Annotated in this window: 21 protein-coding genes; 1 reads left to right on the plus strand and 20 read right to left on the minus strand. The window is 40.3% G+C overall.

The features are described 5' to 3' along the window. Positions 1-92: 92 nt before the first annotated feature. Positions 93-620 carry a secA translation cis-regulator SecM gene (gene secM, locus CBE70_RS09220; protein WP_100159114.1) on the minus strand — a complete coding sequence of 176 codons (528 nt, stop codon included), beginning with the start codon at positions 618-620 and terminating at the stop codon, positions 93-95. A gap of 45 nt (positions 621-665) precedes the next feature. Between secM and CBE70_RS09225 the strand changes: the two genes are divergently transcribed. Further along, positions 666-1,181 carry a DUF721 domain-containing protein gene (locus CBE70_RS09225; protein ID WP_100159115.1) on the plus strand — a complete coding sequence of 172 codons (516 nt, stop codon included), beginning with the start codon at positions 666-668 and terminating at the stop codon, positions 1,179-1,181. A 34-nt stretch (positions 1,182-1,215) separates the two neighbouring features. Here the strand turns inward: CBE70_RS09225 and lpxC are convergent, their stop codons facing one another. The 19 genes from lpxC to leuO all read right to left on the minus strand — a co-directional run bounded on the left by lpxC (position 1,216) and on the right by leuO (position 23,657). Continuing rightward, positions 1,216-2,133, minus strand: a complete 918-nt coding sequence (gene lpxC / locus CBE70_RS09230; RefSeq protein WP_036913397.1) for a UDP-3-O-acyl-N-acetylglucosamine deacetylase — start codon at positions 2,131-2,133, stop codon at positions 1,216-1,218. 98 nt (positions 2,134-2,231) lie between these two features. Then, a complete protein-coding gene (gene ftsZ / locus CBE70_RS09235; protein WP_023581499.1) occupies positions 2,232-3,398 on the minus strand; it encodes a cell division protein FtsZ in 1,167 nt (388 codons plus the stop codon). Between the two features lie 70 nt (positions 3,399-3,468). Then, the gene (gene ftsA, locus CBE70_RS09240; RefSeq protein ID WP_100159116.1) at positions 3,469-4,725 is read right to left on the minus strand and encodes a cell division protein FtsA; all 1,257 of its coding nucleotides are present in this window, start codon (positions 4,723-4,725) and stop codon (positions 3,469-3,471) included. A 45-nt stretch (positions 4,726-4,770) separates the two neighbouring features. Next, positions 4,771-5,556 (minus strand): cell division protein FtsQ, encoded by a 786-nt coding sequence (gene ftsQ / locus CBE70_RS09245; protein WP_023581498.1) that lies wholly within the window; start codon positions 5,554-5,556, stop codon positions 4,771-4,773. A gap of 1 nt (position 5,557) precedes the next feature. Beyond that, positions 5,558-5,914 (minus strand): hypothetical protein, encoded by a 357-nt coding sequence (locus tag CBE70_RS09250; RefSeq protein ID WP_100159117.1) that lies wholly within the window; start codon positions 5,912-5,914, stop codon positions 5,558-5,560. A gap of 5 nt (positions 5,915-5,919) precedes the next feature. After that, a complete protein-coding gene (gene murC, locus CBE70_RS09255) occupies positions 5,920-7,383 on the minus strand; it encodes a UDP-N-acetylmuramate--L-alanine ligase (protein WP_100159118.1) in 1,464 nt (487 codons plus the stop codon). A 41-nt stretch (positions 7,384-7,424) separates the two neighbouring features. Next, the gene (gene murG / locus CBE70_RS09260) at positions 7,425-8,507 is read right to left on the minus strand and encodes an undecaprenyldiphospho-muramoylpentapeptide beta-N-acetylglucosaminyltransferase (RefSeq protein ID WP_100159119.1); all 1,083 of its coding nucleotides are present in this window, start codon (positions 8,505-8,507) and stop codon (positions 7,425-7,427) included. Then, the gene (gene ftsW, locus CBE70_RS09265) at positions 8,504-9,697 is read right to left on the minus strand and encodes a cell division protein FtsW (RefSeq protein WP_100159120.1); all 1,194 of its coding nucleotides are present in this window, start codon (positions 9,695-9,697) and stop codon (positions 8,504-8,506) included. The genes murG and ftsW overlap by 4 nt, the downstream gene beginning before the upstream one ends. Then, positions 9,697-11,007: a UDP-N-acetylmuramoyl-L-alanine--D-glutamate ligase gene (gene murD, locus CBE70_RS09270; protein ID WP_100159121.1), complete on the minus strand. Its 1,311-nt coding sequence runs from the start codon at positions 11,005-11,007 to the stop codon at positions 9,697-9,699. Before murD ends, ftsW begins: the two co-directional genes overlap by 1 nt. 1 nt (position 11,008) lies before the next feature. Continuing rightward, positions 11,009-12,091 (minus strand): phospho-N-acetylmuramoyl-pentapeptide-transferase, encoded by a 1,083-nt coding sequence (mraY, locus tag CBE70_RS09275; protein WP_023581493.1) that lies wholly within the window; start codon positions 12,089-12,091, stop codon positions 11,009-11,011. Continuing rightward, the gene (murF, locus tag CBE70_RS09280) at positions 12,085-13,467 is read right to left on the minus strand and encodes a UDP-N-acetylmuramoyl-tripeptide--D-alanyl-D-alanine ligase (RefSeq protein ID WP_100159122.1); all 1,383 of its coding nucleotides are present in this window, start codon (positions 13,465-13,467) and stop codon (positions 12,085-12,087) included. Before murF ends, mraY begins: the two co-directional genes overlap by 7 nt. Then, positions 13,464-14,951 carry a UDP-N-acetylmuramoyl-L-alanyl-D-glutamate--2,6-diaminopimelate ligase gene (gene murE, locus CBE70_RS09285; RefSeq protein ID WP_100159123.1) on the minus strand — a complete coding sequence of 496 codons (1,488 nt, stop codon included), beginning with the start codon at positions 14,949-14,951 and terminating at the stop codon, positions 13,464-13,466. Before murE ends, murF begins: the two co-directional genes overlap by 4 nt. Then, complete coding sequence (gene ftsI / locus CBE70_RS09290; protein WP_100159124.1) at positions 14,938-16,734, minus strand: peptidoglycan glycosyltransferase FtsI; 1,797 nt, start codon at positions 16,732-16,734, stop codon at positions 14,938-14,940. Before ftsI ends, murE begins: the two co-directional genes overlap by 14 nt. An 11-nt stretch (positions 16,735-16,745) precedes the next feature. After that, positions 16,746-17,063 (minus strand): cell division protein FtsL, encoded by a 318-nt coding sequence (gene ftsL, locus CBE70_RS09295; protein ID WP_075670773.1) that lies wholly within the window; start codon positions 17,061-17,063, stop codon positions 16,746-16,748. After that, on the minus strand, positions 17,064-18,011 hold the full coding sequence (gene rsmH, locus CBE70_RS09300; RefSeq protein WP_069367687.1) for a 16S rRNA (cytosine(1402)-N(4))-methyltransferase RsmH: 948 nt from the start codon (positions 18,009-18,011) through the stop codon (positions 17,064-17,066). It abuts the gene before it with no gap. 3 nt (positions 18,012-18,014) lie between these two features. Continuing rightward, entirely contained in the window at positions 18,015-18,473 is a 459-nt protein-coding gene (gene mraZ, locus CBE70_RS09305; protein WP_075670769.1) for a division/cell wall cluster transcriptional repressor MraZ, read from the minus strand. A 683-nt stretch (positions 18,474-19,156) separates the two neighbouring features. Further along, complete coding sequence (gene cra, locus CBE70_RS09310; RefSeq protein WP_075670767.1) at positions 19,157-20,164, minus strand: catabolite repressor/activator; 1,008 nt, start codon at positions 20,162-20,164, stop codon at positions 19,157-19,159. A gap of 223 nt (positions 20,165-20,387) precedes the next feature. Continuing rightward, positions 20,388-22,193, minus strand: a complete 1,806-nt coding sequence (locus CBE70_RS09315; protein ID WP_100159125.1) for an AMP-dependent synthetase/ligase — start codon at positions 22,191-22,193, stop codon at positions 20,388-20,390. A gap of 519 nt (positions 22,194-22,712) precedes the next feature. Further along, on the minus strand, positions 22,713-23,657 hold the full coding sequence (gene leuO / locus CBE70_RS09320) for a transcriptional regulator LeuO (RefSeq protein WP_100159126.1): 945 nt from the start codon (positions 23,655-23,657) through the stop codon (positions 22,713-22,715). Between the last annotated feature and the right edge of the window lie 263 nt (positions 23,658-23,920).

A 23,920-nucleotide genomic window follows, 5' to 3' on the forward strand; every position in this document is an offset into this window, starting at 1 on the left:
TATTCTCATTTATGGCGTGAAACGCCGAAAAAAGCCTCTGTATCTATCAATAAACAGAGATAATCATAATCTGATTAGATTAAGTGACTCAATTAAGCTGTTAGGTAAGGCCCTGCACGAATACCGCGGATTTGTGCAAGCCATAATCCGGTATGATAGGAAATGGTATTCTGTACTAAAACATAGCCAGAAAGAGGAAGGTTACTTAGTGTCGATGATGGCGTCTCTGTCAATAAGGCATACAACGTATCGAGCATAACCGCTGCAACATTAGAAACAGGTAACGGTTCGTCTTTGGCTTTAACCATCAATTCAGGCGAATTAATGGTGAATGCAAAAGAGAGCTGTTTAATCACATTTTTTACTGCGTGTTGTTGCCAGTAATTAAAGGTGAAGGATGATGCAGGATTCTGTACACTTTGACGTAAAAATAAGTTATCAAACGCAATAAGTGCCTGACTTTGACGGTTTTGGGATGAAGGAGGATCAGTTTGCTGTGGATTTTCGGCATGGGCAGACAACAGCGAAGGTATTCCAATACCTGCTGCTACCATCCCTAAAAGCAGATGCGACCAAAAATATCGCCTGCCAAACTGTCGCCAAAAACTTATAATGCTCATTAACCTTCGTTGCTCATTAATCTTTATTTTGTGGAGTCAAAATCTATGCGGGATAGTTACCCACAATCATTGGAAAAAATCTTCATTGAACTTGAAGGTTCCAACAAGAGTACATTACAACTTATACAACAGCGCGCAACGATTTTACTAAAATTAAATCGCGCCGTCATGGCTCTTTTGCCCGTTCCTTTACGAGATAAGTGCCGTGTCGCAAATTATCGCAATGCTATTTTAATTATTGAAGTTGCAAACGCAAGTTGGTTAACTCGTTTACGTTATGAAACCCCGTCATTACTTTCCGCTTTGAGACAAGAAATTTTACCATCCTTATCCTCAATAGACATCAAAATAAATCCGTCTTTAGGAATAAAACAGGAAAAAAGATCTTTAATATCATCATTAAAAGAGCAAGAGCCCATAAAGAGACGTCACTTAAGTTTAGAAAGCGCACAGTCATTAAAATATTTGGCAGAGAAAAGCCCGAAGAAATTAAGAGAGAAATTAGAACGGTTGGCTGCACTTGCCGGAGAGAGTACAAGTACAGCCAAAGATGAACGTTAATTAGAGATAATTAACGTGCTTTCCTTCGCAGGAATTAAGCAAAGACCATTGAGGGAGCTTTGAATGCCACTGGCATTTGCGCTTCGTCTTCAAATGTGACGAATTCCCACGCAGATTCTTTTGCTAATACAGCTTGGAGCAATTTATTGTTCAGTGCGTGACCTGATTTAAACGCGGTGAATTCACCGATAATGTTATAGCCACACATAAATAAATCACCGATTGCATCCAACATTTTGTGACGAACGAATTCATCTTCAAAACGCAGGCCATCATCGTTGAGAACACGATAGTCATCAACTACGATTGCACAATCGAAGCTTCCGCCTAAACACAATCCTTTAGATTGCAGATATTCGATATCACGCATAAATCCAAAAGTACGAGCACGGCTAATTTGGCTCATAAAAGATTCAGCGGAGAAATCTAATTTATAACGCTGTGTACTTGCATCAATGGCTGGGTGATTAAAATCGATAGTAAAATCTAATTTAAACCCGTTGTATGGACGCATCTCTGCCCATTTGTCGCCATCTTCTACACGTACTGTTTCTTTGATGCGAATGAATTTCTTCGCAGTACGAAGTTCTTCGATGCCTGCATCAAGTAACAAGAAAACAAAAGGTGCCGCACTTCCATCCATAATTGGAATTTCAGGTGCATTCACTTCAATTACGATATTATCAATGCCTAAACCAGCCAGTGCTGCGTTTAAATGCTCAACGGTTGATATACGCACATCGTCTTCGTTTACTAAGCAAGTACACAACATAGTGTCACGAACTGATTTTGCGTCTGCTGGAAAATCCACCGGTGGATTTAAGTCAGTACGACGGTAGATGACCCCAGTGTTTGCTGGCGCCGGACGCATTGTAAGCGTAACTTTTTTACCCGTGTGAAGTCCCACACCAGTTGCTTGTACAATTCGTTTTAATGTCCGTTGTTTGATCATCATTTTATCTCGCAATGTTATCCGTCCTACCAATCATTATACTTATAATTGGCAGGACAGTTTAGCACAAAAAGCGGAGATGCCAATCTTTTTGGCGATTAATCAGCCTGTTTTCTCAGGAACGCAGGGATATCTAAATAATCCGGTTCTTTGTTTGCCTGAGTAGATTGTTCGTTAACGGCTTTTGCAGCAGGCTTGCTTTCTTCTACGGCAGAGAAAGAAGACATGCTATTTTGCATTTGCTGGTAACGATTCTCCATTGCGCTTTGCTGATTCTGTTTATTTGTTACCAGTGTAATTTCTGGACGTTTGTCCATACCAATACCTGTTGCAACTACAGTCACACGCAATTCATCATTCATTTCTGGGTCAAGGGATGTACCGATAACCACAGTCGCATTATCTGATGCAAATGCACGAATGGTATTACCCACTGTTTCAAATTCATCAAGACGTAAGTCAAAACCTGCGGTGATGTTGACTAACACACCACGCGCGCCAGATAAGTCGATATCTTCCAATAATGGACTTGAAATCGCCATTTCTGCTGCTTCTTCAGCACGATCTTCGCCTTTCGCAGCACCAGAGCCCATCATGGCATAACCCATTTCAGACATCACAGTTCTTACGTCAGCAAAGTCGACGTTCATTAAACCTGGGCGAGTGATTAGCTCAGCGATACCTTGAACTGCGCCTTTTAATACATCATTAGCTGCGCCAAACGCATCTAATAATGAAATTCCACGACCAAGTACTTTTAATAACTTGTCATTTGGAATAGTGATTAAAGAGTCAACATGTTTTGATAACTCAGTAATACCTTGTTCCGCAAATGCCATACGTTTTTTGCCTTCAAAATTAAAAGGCTTAGTCACTACAGCAACGGTCAAAATGCCTAATTCTTTAGCCACTTCTGCAACAACAGGCGCAGCACCAGTACCTGTACCACCGCCCATACCTGCTGCAATAAAGACCATGTCGGCACCTTCAAGTGCTGCACGTAACCCTTCGCGGTCTTCCTCTGCTGCATTACGGCCTACTTCAGGATTTGCACCTGCACCTAAGCCTTTCGTAATGGCATTACCAATTTGGATAGTCTGTCCGACCGCTGTTTTACGTAGCGCTTGAGCATCCGTATTGACTGCAAAGAAATCTACGCCTTCAATACGTTCACGAACCATGTGCTCAACCGCATTACCGCCGCCGCCACCAACGCCGATGACTTTAATCACCGCATCGTTGGTTAATTCCATAGGTTCAAACATAATTTCTCTCCGTTTTGTGCCTTCTCAGGGCCGCTTGCTCAAACGACCTCTTTTAAAATTTGTCTGATTATTAAAACTCTCTTTTTAGCCAACCAGCGAGTTTCTTAAATAAACCACTGACAGCAGAGCGTTTCTCGGTTTCAGTTTCCTCACCAAAGTGAGATTCTTTACCGTAATGCAAGAGCCCAACCGCTGTTGAGTAGTAGGGATCCTGCGCATAATCTGTTAGCCCGGTAATATTTAACGGTTTACCGATCCGTACTTGCGTGTGGAAAACACGTTGAGCACATTCAACAAGTCCATCAATCTGTGCAGCACCACCTGTTAGCACAATACCCGCGGCTAAATGATGCTTAATCCCTTGCTGGCGTAACTGTTCTTGAACTTTTAAAATCTCTTCATTAACAAGATTGAGCAGTTCGGTATAACGAGGCTCAATCACCTCAGCAAGAGTTTGTCGTTGCAGACTTCTTGGTGGTCTGCCTCCGACACTTGGAACTTCGACATTTTCATCTTTACCAACTAAAGATCCTAATGCACAACCATGGCGAACTTTGATAGCTTCAGCATCATTTGGCGGAGTGCCAAACGCGTAGGCGATATCACTGGTTACAACATTGCCTGCATAAGGAATAACGCGGGTATGTCTTAATGCTCCACCGGTATAAATAGCGATATCCATTGTACCGCCACCAATATCAACAACACACACACCTAATTCACGTTCATCTTCTGTTAATACAGCGAAACTTGAAGCGAGTCCCGCAAAAATCAGTTGATCCACTTTTAACCCACAGCGTTCAACTGCTTTTACAATATTCTTTGCCATATCGTTATGGCAGGTAATTAAATGAACTTTAGCCTGCATACGCACACCCGATAATCCAACTGGGTTTTTGATCCCCTCTTGATAATCAATGGCATACTCTTGCGGTATAACGTGTAAAACACGGTGTTCATCTTTTACTTTGACGGATTTCGCGGTATGAACCACGCTATCAACATCATCTTGAGTCACTTCTTCTTCTGAAATTGGCACCATACCAATCTCATTTTGGCAACTGATATGCTTGCCTGATAACGCCAAATATACTGAAGATATTTGACAGTCAGCCATCAACTCAGCCTGATCTACCGCCCGTTGCACACATTTTACGACGGATTCGAGATCATTAACGCCACCTTTATCCATGCCCCGAGATGGACAGCTTCCCACCCCGATAATATTCACTACACCATCAGGCAGGATTTCACCGACAAGGGTGGCTACTTTGGCCGTACCAATCTCAAGACCAACTACTAATTTTCTGTCCGTCGCTTTGATCATTATTGTTCTGCCTTCGCCTTCATCGTGTCATCTGCCACGTCTTGTTTATTCATTCTCAAGTAATAAAGGAGCCCATCCGACTGCACCACCACTGTCATAACGCAGATCTACGTAATCAACCCGTTTATCTGTTTGTTGTTGCAGTATCGGATACAACTCAATAAAGCGAGCGATCCGTTTTTCGTTATCCTTACGACCTAACTCCAATCGGACATCATTGTCTAAAACTAATTGCCATCCTTGACGTGCAGACATTGACGCTGCTTTTAAATTCAGGTTACTTGCAAGAAGCTGATCTCTCATTGCAACATAACCTGACAACACCATTTTTTCGCTTCCTTGAGGGCCATATAACAAAGGATAACTTCCTTTGGTTTCTAACTGTGTTGGCAGACTAAAAACGCGCCCTTCTTTATCAAGAAAGTAAGTGTCATTCCAACGGGTAAAGGGAACATACTCTACCAGATGGATTTTAAGTTCATCAGGCCACTGTTTACGAACAGTGACTTGCCTAATCCATGGCATGCGTTCAATTTGTTGCTGAATGATATTCACATCCTGTGTCATAAATGTACCCGGCTGTCCTAAAGACAAAATGGCCTGACGTACATCATCATTCGTTGTGTAATGTCGCTCGCCCGTTAATACAAGTTTTGAGATTGGCAGACGATTTGCGTCTTTCATCCAGTTAACCACTTGTATCCCACCCCAAATGATGGTGGCAATCACACATAAGAAAAAGATTAATCCTGATAAATAAGTACCATTACTCGGTCTGTCAGAATGTTGCTTCTCTTTGTGTTCTTTTATATTTAGCGCTGCTTGTGACATATTAACCCACTAACTCCTGAGCAACGTTTAAACAAGAGAATCGCCCATCCTTTTGTCCGATATTCCAGCGATTAATACTTTTCCTACATATATATACTTTATGAACACTTTTAGGTTTGATAATTAAATCACTAAATTGTTCAATCTGTTGAGAATTATTTACTTTAAAAGAAGAAATTGCGAATTTTTCTGCGTTTTTCTTACTTTTTAACTGAAATTTTTTCTCAACACAGATTTGAGCAAGCGAATTCTCGATCATTTTTTTCGCTAATACAGTGTTATTTTCCTCATAACACTCCATCATTACAGTTGTTTTATTGACTATTTCACCATAAATGATGTTCACTTGCTCAAACATCCGTCTTAATCCTCGCTGAAAGATGGCTGTAGTTTCGTATCTGCTAAGCGACGCGCTATTTTACCAATATTTCCAGCACCTTGAACTAAAACAAGATCATTATCTGTTAATACACCTGCCAATATTGATGAAATATTAGTCACATCAGAAACCCAGATAGGATCTAGCTTCCCACGTTGGCGAATTGTTCGACAAAGTGAGCGACTATCGGCACCAGCAATAGGCGCTTCCCCAGCAGAATAAACATCTGTTAATAATAAAATATCAACCTGATTGAGAACAGTGGCAAAGTCTTCATATAAATCACGAGTACGCGTATAGCGATGAGGTTGGAAAATCATCACTAGACGTTTATCAGGCCATCCTGCTCTCGCGGCTTTAATTGTTGCATCAACTTCTGTTGGATGATGACCATAATCATCCACTAACATCACTTCACCTTCTTGACCATTAACATGCTCAAGACCGTAGTTACCTAAGAAATCAAAACGACGTCCAGTACCTTGGAAGTTAAGTAATGCTGCTAAAATATGTTCGTCAGCAATGCCTTCTTCTGTGGCTACAGCAACCGCAGCTGTCGCATTCAATGCGTTATGGCGACCGGGTGCATTGAGTACAACTTGTAAATCTGGCATACCTTCACGAGAAATAGTGAAAAAGCCCTGAGCACCTTTTTGTTCATAATGCGTAATACGAACATCAGCATCTTCACTAAAGCCATAAGTCGTAATATAACGACCCACTTTAGGAATAATCGAACGAATGACATCGTCATCCAGACACATCACTGCACGACCATAGAATGGTAAATTGTGCAAAAAGGTAATAAACGTCTCTTTTAGATTGTCAAAATTACCGTGATATGTGTCCATATGGTCTGCTTCAATATTCGTAACGACAGCAACCATGGGTTGTAAATGTAAAAACGACGCATCACTCTCATCAGCTTCAGCAATTAAATAACGACTACAGCCTAAGCGAGCATGAGTGCCAGCCGATTTAACAAGCCCACCATTAACAAAAGTAGGATCTAAACCCGCTTGCGCATAAATATTTGAAATCATCGCTGTTGTTGTAGTTTTGCCGTGTGTTCCAGCAATCGCAACACCATGACGATAACGCATCAATTCAGCCAGCATTTCAGCACGACGAATAACGGGGATGCGCGCTTCTCTTGCTGCGATAATCTCAGGATTTTCAGCACTGATTGCTGTCGAAACCACAACAACACTTGCGCCACGAATATTTTCAGGGCGATGATTAAAATAGACTGTTGCGCCTAAGGCAACGAGCTGTTGTGTGACTACGTTTGGTGCTAAATCAGAACCGCTGATTTCATAACCTTCGTTAGCCAGCACTTCGGCAATTCCACCCATACCCGCACCACCGATGCCGATAAAGTGAATATGCTTAACTTTTCTCATTTCAGGCACAAACGATCTTAATTTTGCCAGTTGTTGTGTATTCACTATTTACTTCTTCACTCTAAGTTAATGGTTACAAGTTACGTTTATTTTTTTGCCACTTCGATTATCACATTTGCTACGCGCTCTGTGGCATCCGTAATCGCAACACTTTTTGCTTTCTCTGCCATCGCTAACAAGGTTTCTCTATCCCAATTTTTCAGGGTTTGTGCAATGACTTCTGGAGTTAAATCATTTTGTTCAATAATTCGCGCGGCACCCGCTTTTTCTAGCGGTAGTGCATTCCAATATTGCTGTCTATCTTTGTGCTGGAAAGGAACAAAAATAGCGGGTAATCCCGCTGCGGCAATTTCGCTGACCGTTAATGCACCAGAACGACACACAACAACATCAGCCCATTGGTAAGCTTGCGCTATATCATCAATAAATTCAGTAACTTTATATTCAGATTTAACTGAATTTTTTGCTAATTCATTCTGATAGCGTGTTTTTGTATCACTTTCGCCACCTTTTCCTGCTTGATGCCAGATTGTAACATGTTCACCTAGCAAACCTGCAACTACGGGTAAGGTGTGATTTAAAATTCTAGCACCTTGGCTACCACCAATAATCAGCACACGAACAGGCCCTGTTCTCTCTTTTAATCGCACTGAAGGTGCTTCAAGTGCCAAGACATCTTCACGAACAGGATTTCCAACAACCGGTGCTTTTGGAAATGCGCCCGGAAAAGCCTGTAATACACGTTTGGCAATTTTCGATAACCAGCGATTAGTTAATCCAGCGATACCATTTTGCTCATGCAAAATAACAGGGATCCCGCACATCCAAGCAGCAACACCACCGGGACCTGAAACGTAACCTCCCATACCAAGTACAGCATCTGGCTGGTAGCGTTTCATAATGGCACGAGCTTGGGAAATCGCTTTAATAATACGAATAGGTGCTGCGATTAACGCTTTAATACCTTTACCGCGTAAGCCTGAAATTCGAATGAATTCAATTTCGATACCATGCTTAGGGACTAAATCGGCTTCCATTCTATCCGCGGTTCCTAACCATCGGATTTCCCAACCTTGAGATTGTAGATAATGAGCAACAGCCAGTCCTGGGAATACATGTCCCCCAGTGCCACCAGCCATAACCATTAAACGGCGTCTACGCTCGCTCATTTCGGGCTCCTTACAAACGCCTGAGCTTGTGCTAGACGTGTTTCATAATCAATTCGTAATAACATCACGATGGCGGTTGACATAATAATCAAGCTAGAACCACCGTAACTAATAAGAGGAAGGGTTAATCCCTTTGTTGGCAACATGCCCGCTGCTGCGCCTACATTGACCAATGATTGGAATGTAAACCAGATCCCAATAGAACAAGCTAAAAAGCCTGAAAAACGTTGATCGAGGATCAGCGCACGTCGTCCAATTTGCATCGCGCGAAAAGCGATGAAGAATACCATTAAAAGCACCAAAACCACACCGATATAACCAAGTTCTTCAGCAAGAATAGAGAAAATAAAGTCGGTATGTGCCTCAGGCAAATATTCTAGTTTTTGTACTGAGTTTCCTAAACCTTGTCCAAGTAAATCGCCACGACCAAATGCCATTAGAGATTGCGTAAGCTGATAACCACTACCAAATGGATCTTCCCAAGGTTCTAAGAAAGAAGTAATACGTCGAACACGATAAGGTTCAACGATAATCAACATAACAACAGCTGCAATTCCTGAACCGATAATGGCTAAGAACTGCCAAATTTTAGCACCGGCTAAAAATAACAACGCTAATGTTGTTACGAATAAAACCACAACGGTTCCTAAGTCTGGTTGTAATAACAATAAAACAGCCAGTACTAACATCACGCCCATCGGCTTACAGAAACCCCAAAAGTTATTTCTAACTTCTTCAACTTTTCGGACTAAATAACTCGATAGATAACAAAACAGTGCAAGTTTTGATAATTCAGCAGGCTGGAAATTTAATGGTCCCACAGCAATCCAGCGTGAAGCGCCATTAACTGAACTCCCAACCCCCAATACCACTAATAAAAGAAGTATCGAACCAAACAGCATTAAGCTGCTATAACGTTGCCAAATTGCCATTGGAATGCGCATGGTGACTAACGCAATACAAAATGCGACAACGATATAGATGCCATCACGTTTAGCAAATAAGAAAGGATCTTCTGCAAGACGTTGACCAACAGGCATTGAAGCCGATGTCACCATAACAAAGCCGACAACCGCTAATCCGAAAGTAAACCAGAGCAAAGTGCGATCATACGGTACAAATGCCGTATTCTCAGTTTGATAACTGCCCACTAACCACTGTTTTAATCTTCGCATTGCGAATATGCTCATCAGCCAAGCTCCCTTGCTAAACGTGCAAATTCATCACCACGCTGCTCAAAACATTTAAACTGATCTAAGCTTGCACATGCAGGAGAGAGCAACACCATATCTCCTGATTTTACAGTAGGAGCTAAGGCTCGCATGGCTTCTTCCATTGTCACTGTTAATAAAGAAACATCTGGTCGTAGATTTGCCAATGCTTGCCCATCTTGTCCAAAACAGTACAGACGAATATTGTCGCCACTGATATAAGGCAATAAAGAAGTGAAGTCAGCAGATTTTCCATCACCACCTAATAAAAGATGTAGCGTGCCTTCAACTTCAAGTCCTCTTAATGCTGCTTCAGTACTTCCCACATTGGTGGCTTTCGAGTCATTTATCCAACGTACATTTTGATGTGAATAAACTAATTGAAAACGGTGAGCAAGACCGTGATACGTTTTCAATACCTCGGTTGCAGCTTTACGAGAAATACCCACTGCATCAGCAAGTGCTAATGCCGCTAATGCATTGGTATAGTTATGCTGTCCCGAAAGATACATTTCAGCCGTTGAAAGGACTTTTTCACCTTTCACTTTTAAAATGCGATTTGTGTTATCAAGCTGATAATCACCTTGTCCGACACCAAAACTAACACAACGATTATCTTTACCCGCTAAAGGTAACGTTAAGGCATCATCTTCGTTATAAACACAGGTTTTAGCGTTATTGTAGATACGTAGTTTGGCTTCACGATATTGCTCTAATCCTAACGGATAGCGATTCATATGATCTTCGCTAATATTTAATACCGTTGCAGCCGCCACTTGTAAGCTATACGTCGTTTCTAGTTGAAAGCTCGATAGCTCTAATACATATAAATCATAAGGCTCGGTTAATAAGGTCAGAGCAGGAACACCGATATTGCCCCCGACGCCAACGCGAATACCATCCGCGCTTGCCATTTCACCTACCAGCGTTGTCACTGTACTTTTACCGTTAGAGCCAGTAATCGCGACAATAGGTGCTTTCGCTTCACGGCAAAACAGTTCTATATCACCAACAATTTCAACGCCATGATTTGCAGCTTCAACAAGCTCAGGTGTTGAAAGTGCAATACCCGGACTTGAGATAATTAAATCAGCATCATTAAGCCATGCTTGATGAAAACTACCGGTATGATATTCAACGTCAGCAGGAAGCTTATCTAAGCCTCCTGGTTTTTGGCGTGTATCAATAACCTTAGGTGTAACACCTTGGCGGATAAAAAAGTCAACGCAGGAAAGGCCTGTTATTCCAAGCCCAACAACAACCACTTTTTTTCCCTGATAATTTGCCATCTTAACGTACCTTTAATGTCGCCAGACCAATAAGCACTAACATCAGTGAGATGATCCAGAAACGGACAATAACACGAGGTTCAGGCCAGCCTTTTAATTCATAATGGTGATGAATTGGAGCCATACGGAAAATACGTTGACCACGTAACTTAAATGAGCCGACTTGCAAAATAACGGAAAGTGTTTCAACAACAAACACACCGCCCATAATGACTAATAAGAATTCTTGGCGTAATAACACCGCAATCGTTCCTAATGCGCCACCTAATGCAAGAGAGCCTACATCGCCCATAAAAACTTGAGCTGGGTAAGTATTAAACCAAAGGAAACCTAAGCCAGCACCAACGATAGCGGTACAGACAATCACCAATTCCCCCGCATGCATCAAGTAAGGAATTTTTAAGTAGCTTGCAAAATTAACGTTACCTGTCGCCCATGCAACTAATGCAAAACCTGCGGCAACAAAAACGGTTGGCATAATGGCTAAACCATCCAAACCATCAGTTAAGTTAACTGCGTTACTTGTTCCAACAATGACGAAATAAGCCAGTAAGATATAAAGCATACCCAATTGAGGCATGACATCTTTAAAGAATGGTACAACTAGCTGTGTTGCTGGCGTATCTTTGCCAATGGCATACATACTAAATGCCACAACAAGTGCTAATACGGATTGCCAGAAATATTTCCAACGTGCGATTAAGCCTTTGGTATCTTTACGAACAACTTTGCGATAATCATCAACAAAACCAATCACGCCATAACCAATTAAAACCAGCAATACACACCAAACATAAGGGTTATCTAATCTTGCCCATAATAGTGTAGAGATGGAGATAGAGAACAGGATCATAATCCCGCCCATTGTTGGTGTACCACGTTTGCTAAAGTGCGACTCAGGCCCTTCACTTCGAACCACTTGCCCAATTTGCATTTTTTGTAACCATGCGATGAGATGAGGTCCCATCCACAAAGCAATAATTAATGCCGTCAATAAACCAACAATCGCCCTGAATGTCAGATAAGAAAACACATTAAAAAATGTATGGTATTTAACCAAATATTCGGCTAGCCAAACTAACATTCAAAGCACTCCTTTAATGCGTTCACGATATCTTCCATCGCGGAGCTTCGTGAACCTTTTACTAAAACTGAAACAACATCATGCTGCTGTAATAATGGAATTAATTGGGCAAGTAAGTCGGCTTTAAAGGCAAAATGCTCACCACCTTTATTTTCATCACTAATAAAATGGCTGTGATGTCCTACGGTAAATACGCTATCGATACCTACATCGTGTGCAAAACGACCAACATCGCGATGACATTTTTCTGAATCTTTACCTAATTCAGCCATATCCCCCGCAACAAAAATTTTATATCCCGGTAATTGAGAGAGCACTTGCAAACCCGCAATCATCGAGCCATCGTTCGCATTGTAAGTGTCATCTAGCACCATTTTTCCTGAAGTTAATTCAACAGGGTACAATCTTCCCGGTACCGCTTTTAATGTCGATAAACCAAGGCGAATATCTTCAAGCGTCGCTCCAGCAGATAGCGCAAGCGCGCTTGCCGCTAACGCATTCGCAATATTATGACGACCCGGTAATGGAAGAGTGACTTCCACACAACCTTCTGGTGTGTGTAAGGTGAAGTTTGTGATGAATTGCTTAACTACGATCTCGGTAGGATAAAAATCGGCATTGCGTTGTGCAGATAAAGAGAACGACCATTGTGTTTGGCGAGCATTTAAATGATGTTGCCAAAGAGGTAAGTCATTACTATCAAGATTAATAATGGCTGTACCTTGTTCTTTTAAATGGGTAAAGATTTCACCTTTTGCCTGAGCAATACCTTCCAGTGAACCGAAACCTTCAATGTGTGCAGAAAAGAGGTTATTTACCAATGCACTATCCGGTTTTACCATATTCACGGTATAGGCGATCTCACCGATATGATTTGCGCCTAATTCGATAACTGCAAAACGGTGTTCAGGCGTTAAACGAAAAAGCGTTAAAGGTACGCCAATATCGTTATTTAAATTACCATGGGTATATAAGGTTTCACCACAGTGACGCAAAATAGAAGCTGTCATCTCTTTAACGGAAGTTTTTCCAGAAGAGCCTGTCAGCGCAACAATCTTGGCATGGCTTAGCGAACGAATATGTGCTGCAATTTCACCCATTGCTAGATGGGTATCTTTCACAATGATTTGTGGACAATCGACATCGATTTCACGATTAACTAAAACTGCAACAGCTCCCTTTTCTTTTACATCAGCAATAAAATCATGCGCATCAAAACGCTCACCAGCTAATGCAATAAACAGGCAATCTTCATCAATTTTACGGCTATCTGTTGAAATCGATTTAATGATAAGTTGATCCGCTTGGCTTTGAGCAATATGGCTCAATGTGCCTTTGCTAATTTGTGCAATATTTCCTAAAGACAGAGGGATCACGCTATCACCCCCAATAACCGAGCAACAGTTAATCTGTCTGAATAATCAAGACGACGCGAGCCAACCAACTGATAGTCTTCATGCCCTTTACCTGCGACTAAAATCATATCATTGGTATCTGCTTGCATAATCACGTTAGTAACTGCTTCAGCGCGACCTTCAATAGCAATCGCACGACCAGGATCCATTAAACCCGAAAGAATATCTTGGATAATCGCTTGAGGCTCTTCACTACGAGGGTTGTCATCGGTGATAACAACTTTATCAGCCAGCTCTTCTGCGACTGCTCCCATTAGTGGGCGCTTACCTTTGTCTCTATCTCCACCACAACCAAATACACACCACAGTTTACCTGTGCAGTGTAAACGAGCAGCTTGAAGTGCTTTTTCTAACGCATCAGGAGTATGAGCATAATCAACAATAACTGTAGGGCGATTATCCGCACTAAAGACTTCCATGCGACCACAAACAGGTGTGAGTGCAGATGAAGCATTAATCACGGCATTTAATGGGTATCCTAATGCCAATAATGTGGCTAAAGCACATAAAAGATTACTAACATTAAAAGCGCCCATAAGTGGGCTTTCAATTTCACCATCACCCCAGCTAGAACTAAAGTGAATGGTTGCTCCCGCATCATGATAATTAATTCGGGTTGTTTTAACAAAACGGCCTTGCCAATTTTGTGGCAATTTATTTTCCATTGTCACAGCAACAGCGTCAGGTAAACAAGATAACCATTTTTGACCGACAGCATCATCCGCATTGATGATTTTTTCACCACTAGAATGAGTGGAAAACAGTAACCATTTTGCTTCTTCGTAGTTAGCCATATCACCATGGTAATCAAGATGATCACGGCTTAAATTCGTAAATACACTCGCCACAAAAGGCAATGCACTCACTCGACCTTGAACTAAACCATGAGAAGAAACTTCCATAGCTGTTAATGTCGCGCCTTGATTTAATAATTGCTGTAACTCTAATTGAATATCAACCGCAGATCCTGTGGTGTTCATCGCAGGAACAACATGACCTAAAAGTCCGTTACCTACTGTTCCCATCACAGCACTGTTTTCACCTAAACCTTGTGCCCACTGTGCTAACAATTGTGTTGTTGTCGTTTTTCCGTTAGTCCCAGTAACACCAATCAGTTTCAGCTTTTCCGCAGGTTGATGATAAAAATGTCCCGCTAATTTTGATAACTCTGCATTAAGATTATCAATATAAATCACTGGAATGCCGTGACTTTCACGAATTTCACCATGCGTTGCAACATCTTGTGCTTCCGCTAATACCGCCGAAACACCTTGAGCAATAGCTTGAGGAATATAGCGTCTGCCATCAGTTTCATGACCTTTAATAGCGATAAAAAGATCACCGCTCGCCGCTTTTCGGCTGTCGAGTGTCATGTCTTTGAGCGTCAATGACGGTGCTTGTATCCTGAGTGCCCCTAATAGGTCACTTAAGTTAGGATCGGCCACTTGTATCCTCTTCTTTTTTAATTACAAATTCACTTTTATCGTCTGGCGTCAATGCATCAGGTTCTACGTTCATTGTGCGTAAAACTGCACCCATTATTGTGCCAAACACCGGTGCGGATACTGCGCCCCCATAGTACTTACCTGCTTTAGGTTCATTGATTATCACAACCAACGCAAAGCGAGGACGACTTGCAGGTGCAACACCCGCCGCATAAGAGATATATTGATTGATATATTTTCCGTCTGGCCCTACTTTCTTCGCTGTCCCTGTTTTAATCGCAACACGATAACCTTTAATTGCCGCACTCACACCACCACCACCGGGTAATGCAACGCTTTCCATCATATGTACGACTGTTTTCATCAGAGGTTCTGGGAAAACTCGTGTTCCGGGAACCGGAGGGTCAACTTTCGTAATAGAGAGAGGACGATAAATACCAAAACTACCAATCGTTGCGTAGACACGCGCTAACTGTAACGGCGTTACCATTAGCCCATATCCAAATGAGAAGGTGGCCCTTTCAAGATCGGACCACCGTTGTTTTTTTATTGGAAATATGCCACTACTTTCACCAACTAGCCCCAAGTTAGTTGGCTTCCCGAATCCAAATCGTGAATAAACATCCACAAGTTCAGATGCAGGCATCGCTAACGCCAGTCTTGAAACACCAACGTTACTCGATTTCTGTAATATTCCTGTTATCGACAACTCATGATATAACGCCACATCTTTTATCTGATGCCCGCTAATACGATAAGGAACAGTATTAATAACACTATTTTCTTTAATAATATGATTATGAAGTGCACTCATCACAACCATTGGTTTTACGGTAGAGCCGGGTTCAAAAATATCGGTGATAGCACGATTACGCATCGCATCTTTAGGCGTTCCCGTTAAATTATTTGGGTTGTATGATGGACTGTTAGCCATCGCCAGCACTTCACCAGTATTTACATCAACTAAAACAGCGGTTCCTGACTCTGCTTTATTCTTAATAACCGCATTGGTTAATTCGCGATAAACCACAGATTGCAAACGTTCATCGATACTTAGCATCAGGTTATGAGCTGCTTGGCTATCTGTTTGAGCGATATTCTCGATAACACGGTTAAAACCATCTTTACGAACAACACGCTCACCGGGAGCCCCTGTCAGCCACTGGTTAAAACTTTTTTCAACACCTTCAATGCCATCACCATCAATATTTGTTACACCAATGATGTGAGCAGTTACTTCACCTGATGGATAATAGCGTTTTGATTCTTGACGCATATTAATCCCAGTGATTTTTAGTTTACTAATATAATCACTAATTTCAGGATTCACTTGGCGAGCCAAATAGATAAAACGAGCGGAAGGCGTTGCGACAATTTTTTGCTCGATTTGATTCACTGGCATTTTCAGTGCATCAGCAAGTGCTAACCAACGAGAGTCTGTCATGTCAGGATTAGCATCTAATACAACTTTAGGATCTGCCCAAATAGCAAAAACAGGCACGCTAACAGCAAGAGGGCGGCCCATTCTATCGCTGATCATGCCTCTTGCTGTTGGTACTTTTTGTACCCGTAGAGAACGCATATCCCCTTCACGAATAAGGGGATCGGGATTAATAATTTGTAAATAGGCAACACGGATTAATAGCGCGGCTAAAGCGATACCAATACCACCGCAAAGCAACGCAAAACGCCAACTCACAAATCCTGTTTTTTCTTCAGGCTTGCGTAGTTTGGCATTTGACTTTGTCTTTGCTTTCGCTTTTGCCGAACGTGAAAATTTCATACTTGCCTTAATTATTTAGTAACCACGATGTTCTCTTTTGTTGGGTCAACATGGATCATCCCCAAACTATCACTTGAAAAACGCTCTACTCGGCTATGGTCAGCCAGCGCGTTTTCTTCAAGAATGAGATTGCGCCATTCGATCTCCAATACGTTTTTCTCCAGCACTAAACGCTCTTTCTCTGCCGTCAATAAACGTGTCTTATGTGCTGTCGTCACGACATACACCGCAGAAATAATCACAGCAATCAGTAAAAATACAGGTAGTTTGCCATGACGCAGTAAATCCTGCCCTATAACTCCCGGTAGTGAGTGTCGTTCAGTAGACATTTATTCCTCAATACGTTGTGCTACACGCAATACAGAGCTTCGTGCCCGTGGATTTTCTTCAACTTCTACGCCTGTCGGTTTCATCTTGTGAATACTCGATAAGCGAGCACTTCCTAACTCTTTTATCTGCGCTTGTGTGAGAGGAATACCAGCAGGAACAACAGGTCCCTTACTCTCATCTCGAATAAAACGCTTCACCAATCGGTCTTCCAACGAATGGAAACTAATTACTGACAAACGTCCTTCAGGCGCTAAAACAGAAACCGCACCTTTTAATGCTTTTTCAATTTCATCTAATTCGCTATTAATATAGATGCGAATTGCCTGAAAACTGCGTGTTGCTGGGTGTTTATGCCGCTCTTTTACTGGGCTTGCATCGCTAATTAAATCAGCCAATTGCTTGGTTCGAGTCAAAGGCTCTTCTGTTTTGTTACGTGCAACAATGGCACGAGCAATACGCTTAGCAAAACGTTCTTCACCAAAGGTTTTCAATACCCATGTGATGTCGTCTTCTGCTGCTGTCATCAGCCATTGTGCAGCTGATTGCCCTGACGTTGGGTCCATACGCATATCAAGAGGCCCATCACGCATAAAAGAAAAGCCACGTTCAGGATCATCAAGTTGAGGAGAAGAGACTCCTAGATCCAGTAATACGCCGTCAATTTTTCCCGCTAAACCAAGCTCATTAACATACTGTTCAATATTTGAAAATGGCCCATGAACAATAGAAAATCGAGCATCATCAATTTCATTAGCAACTGCTATGGCTTGTGGATCTCTGTCTATCGCAATCAAGCGACCTTGTTCACCCAATTGCGATAAAATTAGACGAGAGTGCCCCCCGCGACCAAATGTTCCGTCAATATAGATACCTGAAGGTTTAATATTCAGGCCATTCACTGCTTCATCCAGTAATACACTGGTATGGCTAAAATTATTCGTTGTCATTATTTAAAGTGATAAATCCAATAGTCGTGTCGATAACGGTTCCTGTGAGGTTTGCTCGGCTACAATGTCTTTTTCGATCTGTTTGTACCAGACCTGTTCATCCCACAATTCAAATTTATTGAATTGACCGACTAACATGACCTCTTTTGTTAGCCCCGCATGCTGTCTTAGCGTGCTAGCTAACAAAAGACGTCCTGCGCTATCCATTTGGCATTCGCTGGCGTGACCTAATAACAAACGTTGCACTCGACGTTCCGCTGGATTCATAGAGGACAAAGCCGCTAATTTTAACTCAATCTTTTCCCATTCTGGAAGGGTATAAAGCAATAAACACGGCTGATTGAGATCAATGGTACAAACCATTTGACCTTCAGAAATCTCACTCAGCGTTGTTCGATAACGGGAAGGAACTGTTATTCGCCCTTTGCTGTCAAGATTAACGAGTGTTGCTCCACGAAACATCCTCATTACCCCCAGCTTTGTAATTTACACCACATTATCCCACAAATCCCCACAAATAGAGTTTACGGATGGTATGAAAACGTTGTCAAGCCAGATATAGGAAGCTTTATTTATATTTACAGTAAATCGATAAGCACACCGAAATGTTTAAATTATCGACAAAAAGAAAAAGACAAAATTAACCCTATGATTAATAGAGATTATTTTTCAAATTCTATTTTTAATCTCGAAAAGTAATTATTTATAGCGATTACAAGGAAGAAAACCAGATAAAGAAATCATAATAAGTAAATTATGATTTTTATTATAAAAAACTAATTTATTGCAGTTCATTTACCTTTGGCCAGCATAATAATTTGAGGTTTCTTTTATATAAATAAAAATAGCAAGACGAAAAAAAATAATTCAATATCATGAAGATAGTTATTTATTTTTTTCTTCAGTTTCCCAAAATAAAATTAATTACTCATTAAATTTAAGCAATATCATTTATGGGTATGTTAAAAATTAATCTACTAACTTAGCAAAATGCGAGAAATAGTAAAAAAAGTCTTAAGATTAATCTCAAATTTAATATTCTCTAAGCAATTCGACATTCTTAAATCAAATAAAACATCCCCGTTTTAATTTAATAAAACAGGGATGAGTATAAATGCAGATAATTACCAGCAGAGTGACATCAATTAACGTGCACGTCCCAAACTGCCTCGACGACATAAATCACGACGAATACGTGTAATTCCTGCTTGTGGTTTTTGTTCTTCTTCAAGACTCGCAAGAACAAGTTCTAACACACGTTCTGCAATATCACGATGTCGTTGAGCGACAGATAAAACAGGACATTCAAGGAAATCCAATAACTCATGATCACCAAAAGTCGCAATAACCAATTGTGTTGGTAAACGACCACTGCGTTGTAACGTCACATCCATAACCCCTTGTAATAAAGCAAAAGAGGTAGTGAATAACGCATCAGGCATTGGATTGTTATTTAACCATTCAGAAAAAGCAGCCGCAGCAGCTTCTCGTTCATAGCTATTTGCATATAGGTAGGTCACTTCTCTAGGATCATCTTTCCATACATTACGAAAACCTTGTTCACGTAAAAAACTCACAGAGAGTTCAGGAAGTGCGCCTAAATAGAGTACAGATTGCGAAGGGAATGCTTTTAATTCTGTTGCCAGCATTTTGGCGTCTTCTAAGTCATCGCCAACAACACTGATAAAATGTTCACTTTCTAACGCTCGGTCTAACGCAATAATCGGTAATGAGCGATTTGCCCAACGCTGATAGAAAGGATGCTCTGGTGGCAATGCTGTTGAAACAATAATGGCATCAACTTGACGTTGCAGTAAGTGCTCAACACAACGAATTTCGTTGTCTGGTTGGTCTTCTGAACAGGCAATCAGTAATTGATAACCGCGTTGACGCGCTTGTCGTTCAAGGTAATTTGCGATCCTGGTATAACTGGTATTTTCCAAATCAGGAATAACCAAACCAATAGAACGCGTACGACCAGCACGTAATCCCGCGGCAACAGCGTTCGGGTGGTAATTATGCTCTCTGACCACCGCCATCACTTTTTCAACAGTCTTGTCACTTACACGGTACTGTTTCGCTTTACCATTAATGACATAACTTGCTGTTGTTCGTGAAACACCAGCCAAGCGGGCGATTTCATCCAGTTTCACATTAGCCTCTTTTAATTATTAAATGTGTTATTTATTACATATTGCTATGAATTTCAGTCATCATGCTGATCTGAGTTTGTATTTTAACACAATTTACTGATAAAACCGTATGCGTCAACGTTTCCGTTTATGTCTTTTATCAATTATTTCAATCATCGTTATCTATCAATAAGTAATTTCAAAAGAAAAAAGCACCATTTAGGTGCTTTTTCATCAATTAAAATTAATCTTGATACATTAATTCGATTTCATTTCGATAACGTTCAAAAATAATTTTGCGGCGAAGTTTCAATGTTGGTGTTAATTCACCAGACTCCATTGAAAAGCCTTCTGCAAGAAGCGTAAAGCGCTTAACTTGATGAAAACTTGCAAAGTTTTTTTGCATTTCACGTAAACGTTCATCAAATAGCTCTTTAATTTTAGTATGGCGTAATAATTCCATACGATCTTGATATTTTAAATTTAATGCACGCGCATGTTCTTCTAATGCATCAAAACAAGGCACAATAAGTGCAGAAACAAATTTACGTGTATCTGCGATCACCGCAATATGCTCAATAAAGCGGTCTTGCCCTAATGTTCCCTCGATCATTTGTGGCGCAATGTATTTGCCATTTGACGTTTTCATTAAATCTTTTAAACGTTCCGTGATAAATAACATGCCATCACTATCAAGTGCGCCAGCGTCTCCGGTGCGCAACCATCCATCTTCTGTAAAGGCAGCCGCCGTATCTTCAGGCTTATTGAAATATCCTTTCATGACAATGCTGCCACGTACTTGGATTTCGTTTTCTGCGCCAATACGCACTTCGACACCCGGCAATGGGGTACCAATAGAACCTAATTTATATTTGTTCTCTTCCCAGCATGAAACTGTGGCACAGGTTTCTGTCATACCATAGCCATATTTAATATTAATACCGGCTGCCAAGAAGAAGCGGATCACAGCATCATCTAAACGAGCACCTGCCGCTGGTAAAAAGCGAACTCGCCCACCTAAAATTTGACGCACTGGATTTAACACTTTTTTATCTGCAAAGCGATAACATAAGCGGGAAATAAAGCCCTGTTGACGCTGATTCAGTTGTGCTTCACGCTGTTTTTCACCCTGCTTTATTGCCCATTTAAAGATAAATTGACGAAACATTGAAGCTTGAGACACTTTATCTTGAATAGCGCTATACACTTTTTCATAAAAGCGAGGAACGGCACACATCACAGTAGGTTTAACCGCACTCATTGCCTCTCTGACCGCATGAGTGTCTGTTAAATACACGTTAACCGCACCTGTGTGCATCACATAGAAGCTCCACGCGCGTTCAAAAACGTGAGAAAGAGGTAAGAAACAGAGAGAAACATCTTTATCAGATAATGAGAGACGCTCATCATGTAGATAAAGTTGTGATGCCAAACTTGTATAGTCAAGCATAACGCCTTTAGGTTCACCTGTGGTTCCTGATGTATAAATCAGAGTAAACAGATCATCTAAATTGCATTCATTAATACGCTGTTTTAACACATCATCATGCTGAAATTGTAGCTGGTTAATTAAATTTTTCAGATAGCATGAAGGTATATTTTCGTTTAACACAACATCGGAGCTAAACACAATGATATGTTCAAGCTGAGGGCATAATGCTAATAATTCAGAAACAATATCGTATTGCTTTTGGTCGCCAACAAAAAGAATACGAATATTCGCATCATTTAAAATGTAAGCGGCTTGTTCAACACTACTTGTTGCATAAAGAGGAACAGTTACTGCACGTAGCTGCAAAGAAGCAATATCAGCTAAAGACCAATCAATAGTATTTTGAGAAAAGATCCCAATGTTTTCTTGAACATCCACACCCATTTCTAACAATGCATTTGAGAGCGCGCGTGTTTTCTTTTCAACCAACTCCCATGACATTTCGATATTGCGCTTAGCATCCCACTGACGATAAGCAATTTTATTCCCGCTGTGCAAAAATTGCATCTGCAATCTTCTAATTATATGATAATCATGAAGATTATTATTAGTTATCATAATTTTCCTGCTATTTATGGAAAAGCGACCGTGTTATGAAACCGAAATGGAGAAAATGTCTCCCTTACAATTTCAGCTTACACCTGTTCGCTGACTCGAATAAAAGTCTAAGTGATCCGCCAAAATAAAGGAATTCAATTTTACATAAATTTGTAAAATTGTGAGTTATGAAAAGTTTTGTCAAAAAAGGCTATCTCATCACTGTGAGAAAACTAAATATTATGATCTTATTTTTTATGGAAAGCAGAAAAGAAAAGCTGATAAATAACAAGAGGTAATTGTCATAACTTAATCAATGACAATATAAAGGGGGGAATATTATTGAAAAAAAATAGGTTTAATGCCATATAATACGAATAAGAGTCATTATTACAAAGAAAGGGCAAAAATAGTGACAGCAATCCAATTTAGTTTACCTAACTGCATAAACGCCATTTTGGTCATTAGCCGAATAGCTAACGTTATCTGCCACTATTTCTGCATAATTAGTAATAGATACTAATTATGAGTAAAAACACTCTAGTTTTGACAAACTTCACTTAATAAATTTTTCATCCATAAGTGGCCTTTATCGCGTGCGGTTGACTCATGCCAAATCAAGTAACATGGACGCTCTGTTTTTTCCCAAGGTAACGACACAGCTTTAATATCTAATTGCTCAGAATAACTCTCAACTAACCATTTTGGTGCAATAGCGACCAAATAAGTTCTAGATACAATATTTAATACACTATTTAAATCGGTTCCTTGATAAGTGATTAAATCTTCCAACTGAGTATCTTTATAATAAGGTGCACTAAATGAACCAATATCATCTAAAGAAACAATGGAATGTTGCTCATTTAATAACATTTCTTGAGTTACACTCTCTTTAATACGAGGATGTTTATTAGAAACGACCAAAACAACTTCATCATTAAATAGTGGTTGTGAATGAAACTCAGCCTTTTCAAATTCCTTATAGCTAATAAAGAACTCAACTTCTTGATATTTTAATTGGTGTTCTATATTGCTATTTAAATAAGACTTAATATTAACGTTAATATTAGGTGTTTCATTTTTAATTTGCTCAACTATTTTTGGCGCTAGTTTTATATCTAGAGGACTACAAATAGATAAATTAAATATACGATCACTTTGTTCTGGTTCAAATCCTGCTCCGGGAAGCTCATTATGAACCAATTGTAAGGCTTGTCTTACTGGACCAAAAAGTTGTTTAGCTCTTAATGTAGGTTGAATACCGCGTCCATAGCGAACAAATAATTCGTCATTAAACATAACCTTAAGGCGAGAAACAGCATTACTTACTGCGGGTTGTGACATGCCCAGTACTTGTGCAGCACGGGTAACATTTTGCATTTGCATAACAGCATCAAATACCGTTAATAAATTAAGATCAACATTACGTAAATGCATATCTGCTGATTCTCTGCTGGTAACTGTTGCTGATGTGTAATCCGTCATTTCTTACTCCACTATGTTATCATAATAGCCAAAAATATTATTAACTAATATATTATTAATAATAAATAAGCTTTAACTATTACTTAAACTATTTATTAAAATTTATTATTCATCATCCATGCATACAACTAAACACATAAGTTTCATATCAATAAAAAAACACATTTAATATAAAAATAAAATTAATATTAAAATTACATGTATAGAAAATGATTATATCAATATATATTACAACCTGTTTTACTTTCTGCCTTGCAAATAAT

The sequence above is a fragment of the Proteus columbae genome (assembly GCF_002777965.1).
GTDB classification, from domain to species: Bacteria; Pseudomonadota; Gammaproteobacteria; order Enterobacterales; family Enterobacteriaceae; genus Proteus; species Proteus columbae.